We start from the raw sequence: 16,071 nt of genomic DNA, 5'->3' as shown, positions 1-16,071 counted from the left end.
CGTATGCCACTGGGCGACGGAGAAGCCGAAACGCGGCTCGACCTCGTCGTCGGCGAACGAACACTCGACCATGGGATCGGGCGCGCATTGACCGATGTTTCTCGCCTCGGGGTCTTCCCGTCGGAAATCGGCGTGGATCTCCTGGTATTGGCGGCGCATGTTCATGCTGCCGACACCCGCGTCTCGCGCGATAGCGAATCCCAGGATGGCTGGACGCGTGAATTGCGCTTGATCGTCCCCGTATCGGACGTGGCCCGCTGGCAGGGCGCCGCCTCGACATTCGAAAGACTGTTGAACTTCCTCACCGGTGATCGTTGGTCGTTGGGATTCCGCTCCCGTCCACCGCGCTTCGCGCGCGTGGCTTCAACGGCTCCCGCAAGGCTGCTGGGACCTCTTTTCGACGACCTCGCCTTGTTCTCGGGCGGCCTCGACAGTCTGATCGGAGCGATCGATGCCCTCGAGGCGGGCCGTATCCCGCTGCTCATCAGCCATGCCGGCGAAGGCGCCACCAGCGATGCGCAAGGAACAATCTACGAGGCGCTCAAAGCGCAGTATCGCGGACGAGGCTTTGAGCGCCTGCGTCTCTGGATGGCTTTCCCCGATGGTTTGGTGCGTGGATCGGCTGGGGAGAACACCACGCGAGGGCGGTCTTTCCTCTTCTTCGCTCTGGGGATATTCGCGGGCACCGGCCTTGAGCGGGCCTTCACTCTGAAAGTACCCGAAAACGGCCTGATCGCGGTCAACGTGCCGCTCGACCCGCTCCGGCTCGGCGCGCTGAGCACGCGCACGACGCATCCCTTCTATATCGCCCGTTGGAATGATGCCCTGGCCGAGCTCGGGATCGTTGGCCGCATCGAGAACCCCTATTGGGATCGCACGAAAGGCGAGATGGCAGAGGAATGCGCCAACCTGACGCTTCTGCGTCAGCTCACGCCGGCATCGCTCTCCTGCGCCTCCCCCACGAAAGGGAGATGGCAAGGGCTCGGCACACAACACTGCGGCTATTGCCTGCCTTGTCTTATACGGCGCGCGGCCCTGCTTAAGGGCTTGCGGCCTGATACCGATCCGACGGTCTATACCGTGCCCGATCTCGCCGCTCACGTGCTGGACACCCGACAGTCGGAAGGGGTGCAGGTCCGCTCCTTCCAGCTTGCCATCGAGCGCCTTCGGGCGCGTCCGGGATTGGCGCCGCTCCTCATTCACAAACCGGGACCGCTCTTCGATGAAAGTCCGCAGCGGCAAGCCGCTCTCGCGGACGTGTACCGACGCGGACTTGAGGAAGTCGGGGACCTCCTGAAGGGCGTGAGGACGAGACCCGGATGAGCGAGACGGCATCAATCCGTGGCGTGGATTTCCACTGTCACCTCGACCTCTATCCCGATCACGCAGCGGCCGTCGCAAGGGCGGAAGCCGCGCGGATCTATACGCTGACGGTGACGACGACGCCGAGAGCGTGGGCACGCAACCACGAACTCACGCGACACACACGCTATGTTCGCGCAGCGCTGGGGCTACACCCTCAACTGGTTGCCGACCGCGCCGATGAACTGCCATTGTGGGAACGTCATTTGCCCGAGACACGCTACGTGGGCGAGGTCGGTCTCGATGCGGGCCCTCGCTTCTACAAGTCGCTGGAAGCTCAAAAACATGTGTTTCAGCGTGTGCTCATACGATGCGCCGAAGCCGGCGGCAAAATACTCACGGTACACAGCGTCAGGAGCGCGCCCGCGGTTCTGGACATGATCGAAACTTATCTTCCACGAGACAGCGGGACCGTCGTGCTTCATTGGTTCACTGGCAGCAAGAGCGAGGCTCGCAGAGCGGTGGCTCTAGGGTGTTACTTCTCTATCAATGCCGAAATGACACGAACCGATCGCGGTCGAGACCTGATCGCAAGCCTGCCGCGGGACCGCCTCCTCACCGAAACGGACGGGCCGTTCACCCAGCTTGAGGGAAAGGCGACCGAACCGAGCGACGTGCCGTTTGTCGCCGACGCTACGGCGGCCATCCTTGGGGTTTCATCGGGCGCGATGACAAAGGTTATCGTCTCGAACCTTCGGTCATTGCTGGACCGGGTTCCATGAAAAGTGCGTCACCCAACCTTCGGCGATGGTCATTCAATGATTTGCCAGAATGCTCTACGTGGCTTGACGTGGATCTGAATTGCAGTACGCGCTATAGCCAAATCGTCGGCGAATGCCGTCAAACCATGCTATCACCAGCCCTTTTAAGGCAAGCTGTCAGAGAGAAGCCATGAATCGAAACCAACGGCCCCGATCCAACAAATTGGTACTGGGCCTTGATCTCAGTGTGGCATTTGGCCTAGCTGCGGCGGTTATCTTTTTTGTCGTCAGCGCCCTTGTCGCATACTTTAATTCGCAGGCCCTTCGGGAAGGCAACCTCCGGATTGTGCAGACCCACATTGCCATCGTCGCGCTCGATGAGTTGTTCTCGCAGGTTCAAGATGCCGAAACCGGTCAGCGCGGATTTCTTCTTACAAACAACGAGGCATATCTCGCTCCTTACACGGTCGCCCTCGGGGCAGTCCCGCCACAGCTTGATGAGATCGGTGAGCTTACCGGCGCCAACCCAGGCCAGGGTGAGCGGTTGAAGGCGCTTCGGCAACATGTCGACGCCAAACTAAAAGAATTGAGTGAAACCATCGACCTTCGTCGTACCCAAAGCATAGAATCCGCGCTCGCAATCGTCAATTCCGACCGCGGCAAGATCGAGATGGATGCGATCCGCGCGCAGATAGCCGCGATCAGTCAGGCGGAAGGAGAGGTTCGCACCCGTCGCCTTGTCGAGATGGAGGATGCTCAGCAGCGTGCGCTCGTCAGCACCCTCTTGTCTGGGCTGCTTGGCATTCTCCTAACCGCCACGATCGGTTTTCTGATCCGGCGTGCCACGTTGGCTCGCCGCCGTGACGAATGGCTACAGTCCGGACAGGTCGGCTTGGCCGCAGCCGCACTGGGAGATCAGCAACTCGACCAGCTCGGTAACAGCATCCTTGATTTCCTCGCACGTTATGTCGGCGCGGTGGCCGGAGCAGTCTTTACTGCAAAGAGCCAGCAATTCGAGCGCGCATCCACCTATGGAGTTCCGGATGGGGCCAGCGTGCCGGCGCAGTTCAGGCCCAGAGAGGGTTTGCTGGGGCAGGCGGCCGCCGAAGGCCGATCAATGGTGATCGGAGAAGTACCGGACGGGTATCTTGCCTTTGGTTCGGCGCTCGGAAAAGACAAACCGAAACATCTTGTCGTTGTTCCCGGCAGCGTCGATGGCGCGGTCAAATCGGTGATCGAGCTCGGCTTTTTGCACCCGGTTGATGAACGCGTCATAACCCTTCTCGAGCGTGCCTCGGAGGGGGTCGCCATCGCCGTCCGGTCGGCGACTTACCGTGCCGAGCTCCAGGAACTCCTAGAAGAAACTCAGAGACAGTCAGAGGAGTTGCAAACACAGAGCGAGGAGCTCCGCGTTTCCAACGAAGAACTGGAGGAACAAAGCCGGGTGCTGAAAGAAAGCCAGGCCCGCCTCGAGCAACAACAGGTCGAACTCGAACAGACCAATTCACAGCTTGAAGAGCAGGCCCAGCAGTTGGAAGGACAGCGCGACGACCTAGAGCGGGCCAATGCGTCCGTTCAGCTGAAAGCCCGAGAGTTGGAGCAGGCAAGCCAATATAAGTCGGACTTTCTGGCCAACATGTCGCATGAGCTTCGCACGCCGCTCAATTCGTCATTGATCCTCGCCAAGCTCCTCGCCGACAATCCGGAAGACAACCTCACCGACGAGCAGGTCAAGTTTGCCAAGACGATCCAGTCCTCCGGCAACGATCTCCTCAACCTCATCAACGACATTCTCGATCTCTCGAAGATCGAGGCCGGCCGTGTGGAAATAAGGCCGGAAACGGTGGCGGTCGAGCGTCTGGCGAACAATCTGCACCAGGTATTCGAACCGCTTGCCGCGGACAAGGAACTGGCCTTCGCTGTCGAAATCGCGCCAGATAGCCCGCAAACACTGGAGACCGATCCGCAACGGCTCGAACAAGTGCTCAAGAACCTGCTTTCCAACGCGATCAAGTTCACCGACGCCGGGCAGGTCAGGCTCTCTGTTCGAGGGCTGGATGGTGGCAAGATCGCTTTCTCGGTTTCCGATACCGGGATCGGCATCGCCAAGGAGCAGCAGCGACGGGTCTTTGAGGCCTTCCACCAGGCCGATGGCACGATCAGCCGGCGGTTCGGCGGCACAGGGCTTGGTCTATCCATCTCGCGCGAGCTTGTGCGGCTCCTCGGCGCGGAATTCGAACTTCAGAGCGAGCCCGGTGAGGGCAGTACGTTCATTGTGACCGTCCCCGGCCACTACAATCCGGCCAGTGTGGCGCCGCGAGATCAACCGTCGCCCGTTTCGGCGATCTCGGCATCAGTCCAGCCGGAACAGGCTGGATCGATTGCGCCAGCAAAACCGTCTCGTAAGGTCGAGGATGATCGCGACGCCATAACCACGAACAAACGGATCCTGCTTGTCATTGAGGACGACGATACCTTCGCTGCCATCGTACGTGATCTGTCACGTGAGCTGGGTTTTCAGTCGATCGTGGCCGGCACTGCCGAGGAGGCGTTGAACCTTGCTAAGCAGCACATGCCGAACGCGATCGTACTGGATGTGGGCCTACCCGACCAATCGGGTCTCGCAGTCCTCGATAGACTGAAGCACGATGTCCAAACGCGCCATATTCCGATCCACGTCGTCTCCGCTGGCGATCACACAGAGTCGGCCTACTCCTTGGGCGCCGTCGGCTACATGACCAAGCCGGTCAACCGGGAACAACTGGTCGAGGTCCTGCAAAAGCTCGACGCGAAACTTTCTCAAGGGGTCCATCGCATTCTCATCGTCGAGGACGATCCCGTCCAACGCGAGGCCGTAGCCAGACTGCTCGGGTCGGGCGATGTCGAGACCGTCACAGCGAGCACAGCAGCCGAATGCCTGGATCTTCTCAAGGACCAGACCTTTGACTGCATGGTCCTGGACCTCTCCCTGCCGGACGCCTCCGGCTATACGCTGCTGGAAACGCTTAGCCAGGAAAGCGCCTACTCTTTCCCGCCGGTCATCGTCTATACCGGCCGCGAGCTGTCTGGCGACGATGAACAGAAGCTGCGGCGCTATTCGAAGTCGATCATCATCAAGGGGGCGAAGTCTCCCGAGCGCCTGCTCGATGAAGTCAGCCTGTTCCTGCACCAGGTCATCTCCGAGCTGCCCGACGAACAGCAGAAGATGATCCGAAAGGCCCGCAACCGCGACGCCCTGCTTGAAGGACGGCGCATTCTTATCGTTGAGGACGACGTGCGCAATGTTTATGCGCTCACCAATATTCTCGAACCGCGTGGGGCGAGCGTCGACATCGCGCGCAACGGACGAGAGGCGCTCGAGGCCTTGCAGAAAACCTCGGATGCTCCGATCGAACTGGTGCTCATGGACGTCATGATGCCGGTCATGGACGGTCTCACCGCCACCCGTGAAATCCGCAAGAACCCGGCCTGGAAGAAGCTGCCGATCATCACGCTGACCGCCAAGGCCATGCCCGACGATCAGCAGCGTTGCATCGAGGCCGGCGCCAATGACTATATGGCCAAACCGCTTGACGTGGAGAAGCTGCTGTCGCTCGTCCGCGTCTGGATGCCCAAATGAGCGAATTAGCACCCGCAAAGATCGAAGACATCGAGATCAGGCTCCTGCTTGAAGCCCTGTTCCTCAAGTACCATTACGATTTTCGCAACTATGCGATGGCGTCGATCAAGCGTCGGCTCAAGCAGGCTCGCGAACAATTAGGTTTTCCAACCTTCTCGGCATTGCAGGAAGGCGTGTTGCATGATCCGGCTCTGCTGCCGCGGTTGCTACGTTATCTGACCGTTCAGGTCAGCGAGATGTTCCGGGATCCGACCTACTTCAAAGCTGTCCGCGAGAAGCTTGTACCGCATCTTCGTACCTATCCCTCGTTGAAAGTCTGGGTTGCCGGTTGCAGCAACGGCGAGGAACTCTATTCGCTGGTCATCCTGTTCCGGGAGGAGGGGCTCGAAGATCGGACAATCTTCTACGCCACCGACATCAATCATCAAGCGTTAGAAGCTGCAGAGGCGGCAGTATATTCCCTCGATCGGATACCGCTCTTCACTGAGAACCACAGAAAATCCGGGGGCAAGTCCTCGCTTTCGGACTACTACCAGGCGGCCTATGGGAGGGTCTCCTTCGCCAAGACCCTGCGTCGAAACGTCGTGTTCTCCGATCACAGTCTTGTAACTGACGCCGGTTTCGGAGAAATGCATCTCATTTCCTGCCGCAACGTGATGATCTATTTCAACAGGAATCTGCAGGACCGCGCGCTCGGTCTCTTCAAGGATTCGATCGCCCGCAAAGGATTTCTCGGTCTCGGCGCAAAGGAGAGCTTGCGGTTTTCCAGTCACGCCAACGCTTTCGTCGATTTCGTGCGTGAGCAGAAAATTTACCAGAGGCGGGCGGAATGACGAGAGTTCAACCCGAAGCCATCGTTATTGGCGCGTCTGCCGGCGCGCTCGAAGCCCTGTCGGTCATCCTGCCTGCGCTTCCCGCCGACTTTCGCCTGCCGATCATTGTCGTCGTTCATGTTCCGCCAGACAAACGCAGTATCATGGCCGAACTGTTTCGGGCCAAGTGTCAGCTTGACGTCCAGGAAGCCATGGACAAACAACCGATGAGCGGTGGCACGATCTATTTTGCTCCACCCGACTACCATCTGCTGATTGAAGTGGATAAGACTCTTTCACTATCTGCCGACGAGCGCGTTCTTTTTTCTCGTCCATCGATCGATGTTTTGTTTGAAAGCGGTGCCGATGCCTTTGGGCCGGCGCTGATTGCGGTGGTGCTGACCGGTGCCAACAGCGATGGTGCCACCGGTCTGGCTGCCGCCGTCAAAGCGGGTGGGCTGGCGCTGGTTCAAGACCCGGCGGACGCGTTCGCAACCGCAATGCCTGAAGCCGCCCTCCGATTGTGTCCCGGCGCGCGTGTCCTTTCACTTGAGGCGATTGCCCAATATCTAAAGAGGTTTGTGTAACACATGGAGCCGGTTCCGTTTCTGTTGGTGGATGATCTTGAGGAAAATCTCCTGTCACTGGAGGCGCTGCTTCGCCGTGACGATATTCTTCTTCTGAAAGCCCGGTCGGGCGACCAGGCACTCGAGCTCCTGCTACAACACGATGTGGCGCTTGCCCTCGTCGATGTGCAAATGCCAGGCCTCAACGGGTTTGAACTGGCGGAATTCCTGCGCGGCAACGACCGTACCCGCCGTATTCCGATCATCTTCGTCACAGCCGGGACAACCGACGGCCAGCGTCGGTTTCGCGGGTACGAGGCAGGTGCGGTTGACTTCATTCAGAAGCCGATCGAGCCGGACATTTTGCGGAGCAAGGTTGACGTCTTTTTTGAACTCTACCGACAACGCCAGCAATTGGCGGCGCAGAGAGACGAACTGGAGATGCAGGCGGAGGCCCTCAGGGAGGCAGCTCGCCATAAGGACGTTCTCCTGCGCGAGATAAATCACCGGATCAAGAACCTGTTCAGCCTCGCGGCGGGTCTTATCTCTCTGAGCGCGCGGCGGTCGAAAAGCGTAACAGACCTGGCGGCGGACCTTAGATCGAGGATGCACGCTTTGGCCATGGCGCATGAACTGACGATGCCTGACCTCACGCGCGATGGTGAGGCAAATCAAACTGACACCACCGTGACCGCACTGCTCAAGGCCATTCTGGCGCCGTACGAACATGTTGACGGCTCACGCATTGTCATCACTGGCTCGGATGCGCCTCTCGCCGGCAATGCTTTGACATCTTTCGCGCTTCTCTTGCACGAACTGACGACGAATGCGGCAAAGTATGGAGCCCTATCCACTCCTTCCGGCACATTGACCGTCGACGTTTGTACCGCAGACGAACTCCTTCATCTGAAATGGAATGAGCATGGCGCCCTGGGTTTCGCGGAGGCATCGGATCGCGAAGGCTTCGGTACAACGCTCGAAAAAGCGGCGCTCCAAGGCCTGAGCGGGACGATGGAAAAGGACTGGCGAGCCGAGGGGCTGTCGTTGTCGGTAAAGGTACCGTTGGCACGTCTTGTGAACTAACCTGCAAGCTTCCCTTCGAGCAAATCGACATAGGGCACGCTGACAGCAGTGCTCTGTGGGTGGTCGGAATCGAGCTTAATGATGGCAAACATGGCCTTCAACACGCTGAATCTAGGCTCGAGATTGTGATCTCGCCTTCGCTGTTGATCTCCGGGCGATCCGACAGCATCCGCCGGACATGTACGTTCGACATCTAAGCACGGTAGATACTCGGAGCGATAGGTGCCGCGTCGCGCGGAGTATCTGAGTTAAATCAGCCGCGTGCTGAGTCGAACTGTTGCCCGTCCTCTATCATTTATTTTCAGGTCGGCGAGATGATCGCACGTTTCATGGAGCAATGCCCCAAGGTCGAGGTGCTGCTGGAAAGCACCAATCGCCGGGTGGATGTGATTCGTGAAGGATTCGACCTTGCTGTTCGGGTTCGCTTTCCGCCGCTGGACGACAGCGATCTCGTCATTCGCCGGCTGGCGGACAGCCCGCGCCTGGTCGCCAGTCCATCGGTCGTCCAGGCATTCGCGCGATCTCTTGTCCCGGCAGACCTGTCAGGATTGCCGAGCCTTGCATGGGACCCCGCCAGGCTGGATCATGAATGGCGACTCGATGGCCCGGGCGGCGCCTTGTCGACGATCCGGACCAAGCCACGTTTCGTCACGGAAGATATGGTGGCGCTACGGCTCGCAGCCTTACGCGGCGCGGGCGTGGGCCAGTTTCCGACCTTCGTCATCGAGGACGATTTGCGAACCGGGCGACTGGTCGATCTGCTACCCGACTGGGCGCCCAGGGCCGGCATCATTCATGCGGCGTTTCCATCGCGAAGAGGATTGCTGCCGTCAGTCCGGGCGCTCCTCGATTTCTTGGCACGGGAATATGCCGCGCTTGGAAATATCGTGGATAGGAAAGGGGAAGATACGTCCGGCCGATTGCGGTAGGACTAAATCCCGCCCCGTTCCCGTCGCTCTGGGCCAAGCGACTAGCCGATTTGTCGCGCACTCGTCTGCCGGAATATTTTCATTTGAGTGTCTTCATCCTGCGACCGGACGGCGCGCACGAGATCCTGCATGGTCTCTCGCATGCCATGTAGCTGGTCGATCAGTTCCATGATCACATCCACGCCGGCTTCATTGACACCCATTCGGTCGAGTAGGTCCAGGATGAGTTGGCCGCGGGCGACGTCAGCGTCGCGAAAGCTCGGCTCTCCCCCTGTCATGTCCGGGACGATCCAGGACTGTTCGATCCAGAATTCGAGCACGGTCACTTCGATGGATAGGATCTCGCGAAGTTCGACGTCATTCATGGCTTGTCTCCCATGATTTTGCGTGGATCGTGATTGTCTGCCGCAGCCCAGCTCTGCATGAATGCCGACAATGTCTCATCCGGCGTTTCGGGAAGCACGATTTTGAGGCTGACGTAGGCGTCGCCATGGCCACCTCCGGTCTTTGCCACCCCTTTTCCTTTCAGGCGGAGGGTTTTTCCGGAATTCGAATGAGCTGGCAGGGTAAGGTTCACCGGCCCGGACGGAGTCGGAACCCTTATTTTCCCCCCAAGAACGGCTTCCTTCACCGTTATCGGCACCTCAAGACGAATGTCGTCGCCGTCGCGGACATAGAACGGGTGCGGGCGAACATGCACTTCGATGAGCGCATCACCCGGCGGTCGGCCCGATGATGATCCCGGCGAACCCTGGCCGCGCAGACGCAAGGTTTGCCCGTCTCGGGTCCCTGCCGGCACGTGAACTTCCAGGCTAGGACCATCAGGTAAGCTCACATGCGTTCTCATGCCATTTACAGCTTCGAGGAAGTCGATGTTCATCGAAAAGTGCAGATCATGACCCTTGAAGCGGGACTGTCCGCTCGACGCTCGTCTGGAAAAGAAACTTGAAAACACGTCATCGCCGTCCCCGAAATCCGCAAAGCCGGCATTGTTGCGATAAGGGTCGCTCGAGCGGGCTTGCGACGCGTAGTCGCGATAATATTGACGCGGTTGCTGCTCGGTACCCGTGATGTCAATCTCGTCGCGATCGAAACGTCTTCGTTTTTCTTCATCACCGAGAATCTCGTTTGCGGCGGAAATTGCTTTGAACCGCTCCTCGGAGTTCTTGTCGCCGGGATTGAGATCAGGGTGCAGTTTTTTTGCGAGTTTGCGAAACGCCGCTTGGATCTCTTTTTGCGAAGCATCGCGCTTCACCCCGAGAAGCTCATATGGATCATCACTCATCCGTCTCTCCATGTCGGTCGCGCTTTTGTGGGCCAGTTTCTCTGGCGTGGCCAACGCCGGTTTGGATGATAAATAGGAATTGGGTTTCCCCGGCTCAACAGATGCAAGGCGACCTCCTGATTTGTATTGCACTTGGTCTAAGAATACATAGCACCTGCGAGCGGAGCGTCATTGGAGCGCGTGACCGGACTCGCCAGAGTCGGGCGCGGTGCTCGGCGATAGGCCTTTCGTTAGCAGCCGTGTTCTTTGCCGAAGCCGTGACGGTTTGTCGCCGGTCGCGATTGCCTGCTCGTTTCTCGCCACCCTTTGTAGCTCCGGGATGACCTGTGCCTTGCTCTTTCGGGAACCGCCGCCTTTTCGCCACCAATATCGTCCTTGTTTGCCGTCGCCGAGCATGCCGCAGTCTTTGCCGCTTTCGGCGATGTGGTCGATCTTGCATCTGCTTGTCTGCGCACTTGGACTTCATTTCCTCGTTCATCGATAATCACGGCGAACGAAGGTTCAAAGTTTGCTCGGAGCCGCCGGAGTTGCAGGAACAAAGGAATAAAACGGGCGTTCGCAGACATGCATTCTCAAAAAACATCGGATGTCATCATGAACCACAAACTCTCCTTAAACGACCCTCGTAGGCTTTATCCCGGTCCCCCTTTTCCGGATCAGCCGCAACAGGCCCCCGGCCTTGCCCGCAAGATGGATCCTATTCCGGATCACGGCGAAGAGAGTTATCACGGGTCGGGGAAGCTCAACGGCTGGAAGGCGCTCGTCACCGGCGGCGATTCCGGCATCGGTCGCGCCGCGGCAACGCGTTCGCTCGCGAAGGCGCCGATGTCGCGATTGCCTATCTGCCGGATGAGGAAGGGGACGCGAAAGAGGTGATCGCCCTTATCGAAGCCGAGGGCAGACAGTCTGTCGCCCTGCCGGGAGATATCAAGGACGAAGCATGGTGCAAGGAGCTCGTAGAGAAGGCCGTTTCCGGGCTTGGCGGTCTGGACATTCTCGTCGTCAATGCCGGTCGGCAGCAGTATTGCGAGAAGATCGAGGATTTGTCGACCCAGGACTTCGATAAGACGATGAAGACCAATCTCTATGCGCTTCACTGGATCGCACAGGCCGCCGTGCCGCATATGGCCGTGGGTTCCGCGGTGATAACGACAGCTTCCATTCAGGCTTATCACCCATCACCGATACTGCTCGACTATGCCACGACAAAAGCCTGTATCGTCGCCTATACGAAGGCTCTCGCCAAACAGCTGATCGAACGAGGTATCCGCGCGAATGTCGCCGCACCGGGACCGGTATGGACGGTTCTCCAACCGAGTGGTGGCCAGCCGGACGAGAAGGTGAAGAATTTCGGCAAGGACAGCGACTTCGGTCGCCCCGGCCAGCCGGTCGAGCTTGCCCCGGTCTTTGTTTTGCTTGCCTCACAGGAAGCCAGCTTCATCTGACGGAAACCTTCAGGCGGAATAATCATGTCACAAAAGCCAACCTTAAAGCGCGCATCCTCAGGAGTGCTCGAGATCCACTATTGCGAGGCAGGACCCGCCGACGGCGTTGCCAGGAGTGGCACGTCCATTTCCAAAGCATTCGGTGCCCTTCGTCGGTCTGCCGAAGATATCGACCTGTCCTTCGATCGAGCCGACCTCGGTTACACGGGGATCGCGATCCCGATCAGGGTGGCATCAGCAAGAAGTTGGAAGGAGAGAGCTTGCCAGCTGGATATGCAGCGGCAGCCCGGGAATAAAAACCCGCACGGACACCTGTCCCTTGATGGTGCGAATGTGTTAGGGGTCATTCGAGGCAGGTCATAACATCGGAACAGCAATTCATGTGCAGGCCGCGGCTCGCGCCGACATCGTTGGGGGCATGGGCCCCATGAAACAGTTCGAACATCCAGAGGACGCCCAAACGCTCGCTCTGGCGATCGTCGAGACTATACCCGAACCATTCGTAGTTCTCGACGACAAGCTCGGTGTGATCGCGGCGAACGATGCGTTCTATCACACGTTTGATATTGATCCGACCCATTCGCACGGGATCACCCTTTATGATCTCGATGAGCGGCAGTGGGACATCCCGGTGCTACGCGATTTCCTGAAAACCGCTATTCCCGAGCACAAGCCGATCGCCGGTTTCGAGTTCGAGCGCGAGGTTCCCCGGCTCGGTCGACGTACCATGCTGTTGAGCGCCAGGACGGTGCGCTATGCGGGTTCCGGCCGGTCAATGACCTTGCTGGCGTTTCGGGACATCACCGAGGCGAGACAGGCAGAAGCGCAAAAACAGGCCCTGCTGGAGCGTACCGAGGAGCTGCTCGCGCAGCAGCGTGTCCTCTTCCAGGAGATGCAGCACCGCGTCGCCAACAGCCTTCAGATTATCGCCAGCATCCTGATGCTCAAGGCCCGGGCCGTGACGTCGCCAGAAACCCGCCATCATCTCGAGGATGCCCATCAAAGGGTCATGTCCGTGGCTGCGGTCCAGAATTATCTGCACCTGACCGACGGGATCGACCAGATCGAGGTGGCCGCCTATCTCAAGAAGCTATGTTCGGGGCTGGCCGCGTCCATGGTGCCGGAGACCAACACGGTGACCATCGACGTCACCGCGGATAAAAGCTCAATACCTTCGGCGAATGCAGTCAGTCTCGGCCTGATCGTCACCGAGCTGGTGATCAACGCGATCAAATATGCCTTTCCCAAACCGAGGGCGGATGCGCGCATCCTCGTAAGCTACGAGGTTCAGGATCCGGACTGGAAACTTGTCGTCTCCGACAACGGTGTCGGAAGGGGTGAAGTCAACGCATCTCCCGAGCCCGGTTCCGGCCTCGGCGCCGTGATCATCGACGCACTCGCCAAGCAACTCGATGCGTTCGTCGCGATTTCATCGAGCGAGGCGGGCATGAAAGTGGCGGTCACCCGAGCAACTTTCACCTCCCGAATGCCCAACACGGCTTGAGGCATAACGCTGCTTGTGTCGCAAGCATAACCGTTTTGGGAAGAACATCCGCAGTGTCGCGCTACGGTCCTTGCAATCGCGACGAGGAAAAAGCGATGCAACCATCCGGACTTGTCACGTCATCGTCGCTTACAGACGATGCCGCCCCCTCTGCTCCTTATTGGTCACGGCCTGTCGCCGACCTGAATATCGAACTGCAGGCGACCACAGGAGGGCTCTCCTCCGACGAGGCGCGCGCCCGCCTGTCCCGGGACGGGAGAAACAGTCTGACCAGCGAGGGCGGCGCGACGCCGCTCCGGCTTTTTGCGAGGCAGTTCTACAGCCCGCTGGTTTTGATCCTGATCTTCGCGGCGATTGTCTCGGCCGTCGTCGGCGAAGGTGAGGAAGCGCTGATCATCGGTGTGATCGTGCTGGCCAGCTGTATGCTGAGCTTCACCCAGGAGTACAGCGCCTCGAAGGCGATGGACACACTGAAGAAGCGCATTTCAGCCAAGGCTACGATCCTGCGCGACGGTGCGGAAACCAACATCCCGACGGAAGAGATCGTCCCCGGCGACATCCTCAGACTATCGGCAGGAAGCCTGATCGCAGCCGATGGCGTCATTTTGGAGGCACGCGATTTCAACGTCAGCGAGGCCGTGCTGACGGGCGAAACCTTTCCGATGGTGAAATCACCCGGCGAGACGGCTCTGGATGCAGGACTGTCACACCGCAGCAACGTCGTCTTCACCGGCACGTCGGTGCGCAGCGGCACGGCAAGCGTGCTCGTCGTCAAGACCGGCAACCGGACGGAATTCGCCGGCATAGCCGCCGCCATCCAGCGCAAGACGCCCGAGACCGAATTCGCGGCCGGCATCCGCCGCTTCGGCTATCTGATGACGCAGATCATGCTGGTGATTGTCGTCCTAGTCTTCGTCGCCAACCTGCTGCTGGAGCGGCCGCTGATCGATTCCCTGCTGTTCTCGCTGGCGCTCGCCGTGGGCCTGACGCCCGAACTCCTGCCGGCGATCATCAGCGTCACGCTAGCGCGGGGCGCCCGGACGCTGGCCGGCAACGGTGTCATCGTTCGGCGTCTGGAAGCGATCGAGAACCTCGGCAGCATGGATATCCTGTGCACCGACAAGACCGGGACGCTGACGGAAGGCGTCATCCATCTGGACGGTTACTTCGATACCGATGGCGCGGCATCGGCCGACGTGATGCTGTTGGCGCGGCTGAATGCCATGCTGCAAACCGGATTGAAGAACCCGCTCGACGAAGCCATCGCCGCCGCGTCCGCCGGGAGCGGCGATATCGCCGGATATGCCAAGGTCGATGAAATCCCCTATGATTTCGTGCGCAAATCGCTCTCGGTGGTGGTGTGCAAGGACGCCGAGCAGGACGACCTGATGATCTGCAAGGGCGCGGTCCAGAACGTCACCGCCGCCTGCACATCGGTCCTGACGAAAACCGGGACGGCCCCGCTCGATGACGAAAGACGCAATGCGCTGGAGGAGAGGTTCAAGGCGTGGAGCGCGGAGGGGTATCGGGTGCTGGCGCTGGCGATCCGCCATATTCCTCGAAAGCCGTCCTACGGCCGCTCGGACGAAGCCGATCTCTCCTTCGCGGGCTTCTTGCTCTTCCTAGACCCGCCCAAGCCGGGGGTTGCGGAGACGCTGAAGGCAATGGCCGCGCGCGGCATCGGCATCAAAGTCATCACCGGCGACAACCGCTACGTCGCCCAGCATCTGGCTGCGGCAGTCGGATTGAAGGCGCATGGCATGATCACGGGCGAAGAGCTTTCGCACATGACGAAGGAAGCGCTGTTCGGCCTTGCGCCGAAAACCGATCTCTTCGTCGAGATCGACCCGAACCAGAAAGAGCGCATCATCGCGGCGCTGCGTCAGCGCGGCCATACCGTCGGTTATCTCGGCGACGGCATCAATGACGCGCCTGCGCTCCACACGGCCGATATCGGCATCTCGGTGGAAAGCGCGGTCGACGTGGCGCGCGAAGCCGCCGACATGATCCTCCTGCAACGGGATCTAGGCGTGCTGCTGACCGGGATCGACGACAGCCGCAAGACCTTCGCCAACACCATGAAATACATCTCGATCACCACCAGCGCCAGCTTCGGCAACATGATCAGCATGGCCTTCGCCTCGCTGTTCCTGCCGTTCCTGCCGCTGCTCGCCAAGCAGATCCTATTGAACAACTTCCTGTCCGACCTTCCCTCGTTGGCGATCGCCTCCGACAATGTCGACATCGACCAGACCAAATCGCCACGGCATTGGGATATCGGCTATATCCGCCGCTTCATGCTGAGCTTCGGCCTCGTCAGCACCCTGTTCGATTTCATCACCTTCGGCTTCCTGCTTGGTGTCGTGCAGGCGAGCGCGGAGACGTTTCAGACGGCATGGTTCGTGGAGTCACTGATTACCGAGCTTGCCATCGTCTTCGTTATACGCACCCGCAAGGCGTTCTGGCTGAGCCGCCCCAGCAGCCTGCTCGCCTGGCTCAGCCTCGCCACCCTGCTTCTGGCCGTCGCCACACCCTATTTGCCCTTTGCCGGTTGGTTCGGCTTCGTACCGCTGCCGCCCTTCGTGATGGCCGGTATTCTCGTCATCACGCTGCTGTATCTGCTCGCATCGGAAGCGACCAAGCAATGGTTCTTTAAGCACGAAGGCCGGCGGCAAGTTAAGGGCATTCAGACTGTACAAGCCCGCTGAACGGCGCCGGCGAAAACCCGGGAGCAGAATGGGCGTTTGCGGGCCGATTTCTTTCGC

The 16,071-nt window shown here is 59.5% G+C and carries 11 protein-coding genes and 1 pseudogene; 10 read left to right on the top strand and 2 right to left on the bottom strand.

Features of this window, described 5'->3' with window-relative positions; translation table 11 throughout:
* Positions 1–3: 3 nt before the first annotated feature.
* The 7 genes from qatC (at position 4) to GVL52_RS22490 (ending at position 9,072) form a co-directional block, all read left to right on the top strand.
* Entirely contained in the window at positions 4–1,323 is a 1,320-nt protein-coding gene (gene qatC / locus GVL52_RS22520) for a Qat anti-phage system QueC-like protein QatC (protein WP_244619254.1), read from the top strand.
* Positions 1,320–2,084 carry a Qat anti-phage system TatD family nuclease QatD gene (gene qatD / locus GVL52_RS22515; protein WP_160011197.1) on the top strand — a complete coding sequence of 255 codons (765 nt, stop codon included), beginning with the start codon at positions 1,320–1,322 and terminating at the stop codon, positions 2,082–2,084. The genes qatC and qatD overlap by 4 nt, the downstream gene beginning before the upstream one ends.
* 169 nt (positions 2,085–2,253) lie before the next feature.
* A complete protein-coding gene (locus GVL52_RS22510; RefSeq protein WP_160011195.1) occupies positions 2,254–5,682 on the top strand; it encodes a response regulator in 3,429 nt (1,142 codons plus the stop codon).
* A complete protein-coding gene (locus tag GVL52_RS22505) occupies positions 5,679–6,515 on the top strand; it encodes a protein-glutamate O-methyltransferase CheR (RefSeq protein WP_160011193.1) in 837 nt (278 codons plus the stop codon). The genes GVL52_RS22510 and GVL52_RS22505 overlap by 4 nt, the downstream gene beginning before the upstream one ends.
* On the top strand, positions 6,512–7,081 hold the full coding sequence (locus GVL52_RS22500) for a chemotaxis protein CheB (protein ID WP_160011191.1): 570 nt from the start codon (positions 6,512–6,514) through the stop codon (positions 7,079–7,081). Before GVL52_RS22505 ends, GVL52_RS22500 begins: the two co-directional genes overlap by 4 nt.
* A gap of 3 nt (positions 7,082–7,084) precedes the next feature.
* Complete coding sequence (locus GVL52_RS22495) at positions 7,085–8,143, top strand: sensor histidine kinase (RefSeq protein ID WP_160011189.1); 1,059 nt, start codon at positions 7,085–7,087, stop codon at positions 8,141–8,143.
* A gap of 206 nt (positions 8,144–8,349) precedes the next feature.
* Positions 8,350–9,072 carry a LysR substrate-binding domain-containing protein gene (locus GVL52_RS22490; protein WP_306440376.1) on the top strand — a complete coding sequence of 241 codons (723 nt, stop codon included), beginning with the start codon at positions 8,350–8,352 and terminating at the stop codon, positions 9,070–9,072.
* Between the two features lie 41 nt (positions 9,073–9,113).
* Here GVL52_RS22490 and GVL52_RS22485 read toward each other — a convergent pair whose 3' ends face one another.
* Positions 9,114–9,437 (bottom strand): chaperone modulator CbpM, encoded by a 324-nt coding sequence (locus tag GVL52_RS22485; protein ID WP_160011185.1) that lies wholly within the window; start codon positions 9,435–9,437, stop codon positions 9,114–9,116.
* Complete coding sequence (locus GVL52_RS22480; protein ID WP_160011183.1) at positions 9,434–10,357, bottom strand: DnaJ C-terminal domain-containing protein; 924 nt, start codon at positions 10,355–10,357, stop codon at positions 9,434–9,436. The genes GVL52_RS22485 and GVL52_RS22480 overlap by 4 nt, the downstream gene beginning before the upstream one ends.
* 594 nt (positions 10,358–10,951) lie before the next feature.
* Between GVL52_RS22480 and GVL52_RS22475 the strand changes: the two are divergent.
* The 3 genes and pseudogenes from GVL52_RS22475 (at position 10,952) to mgtA (ending at position 16,014) form a co-directional block, all read left to right on the top strand.
* Positions 10,952–11,802, top strand: a pseudogene (locus tag GVL52_RS22475) (SDR family oxidoreductase).
* A gap of 427 nt (positions 11,803–12,229) precedes the next feature.
* Positions 12,230–13,306 carry a sensor histidine kinase gene (locus tag GVL52_RS22470; protein WP_160011181.1) on the top strand — a complete coding sequence of 359 codons (1,077 nt, stop codon included), beginning with the start codon at positions 12,230–12,232 and terminating at the stop codon, positions 13,304–13,306.
* Between the two features lie 95 nt (positions 13,307–13,401).
* Positions 13,402–16,014 (top strand): magnesium-translocating P-type ATPase, encoded by a 2,613-nt coding sequence (mgtA, locus tag GVL52_RS22465; protein WP_160011179.1) that lies wholly within the window; start codon positions 13,402–13,404, stop codon positions 16,012–16,014.
* Positions 16,015–16,071: the final 57 nt, after the last annotated feature.

Origin of the sequence: Rhizobium sp. 18055 (assembly GCF_902706285.1) — a bacterium.
GTDB lineage: Bacteria > Pseudomonadota > Alphaproteobacteria > Rhizobiales > Rhizobiaceae > Rhizobium.
The sequence above is the reverse complement of the archived record's forward strand: the minus strand, read 5'-3'. Positions and strand labels throughout refer to the sequence as shown.

Bases quoted from the DNA above. Each gene is read 5' to 3' on its own strand.
- qatD (WP_160011197.1), top strand. From the start codon at position 1,320: ATGAGCGAGACGGCATCAATCCGTGGCGTGGATTTCCACTGTCACCTC.
- GVL52_RS22500 (WP_160011191.1), top strand. From the start codon at position 6,512: ATGACGAGAGTTCAACCCGAAGCCATCGTTATTGGCGCGTCTGCCGGC.
- GVL52_RS22495 (WP_160011189.1), top strand. From the start codon at position 7,085: ATGGAGCCGGTTCCGTTTCTGTTGGTGGATGATCTTGAGGAAAATCTC.
- GVL52_RS22480 (WP_160011183.1), bottom strand. From the start codon at position 10,357: ATGAGTGATGATCCATATGAGCTTCTCGGGGTGAAGCGCGATGCTTCG.
- GVL52_RS22505 (WP_160011193.1), top strand. From the start codon at position 5,679: ATGAGCGAATTAGCACCCGCAAAGATCGAAGACATCGAGATCAGGCTC.
- qatC (WP_244619254.1), top strand. From the start codon at position 4: ATGCCACTGGGCGACGGAGAAGCCGAAACGCGGCTCGACCTCGTCGTC.
- mgtA (WP_160011179.1), top strand. From the start codon at position 13,402: ATGCAACCATCCGGACTTGTCACGTCATCGTCGCTTACAGACGATGCC.
- GVL52_RS22470 (WP_160011181.1), top strand. From the start codon at position 12,230: ATGAAACAGTTCGAACATCCAGAGGACGCCCAAACGCTCGCTCTGGCG.
- GVL52_RS22485 (WP_160011185.1), bottom strand. From the start codon at position 9,437: ATGAATGACGTCGAACTTCGCGAGATCCTATCCATCGAAGTGACCGTG.
- GVL52_RS22510 (WP_160011195.1), top strand. From the start codon at position 2,254: ATGAATCGAAACCAACGGCCCCGATCCAACAAATTGGTACTGGGCCTT.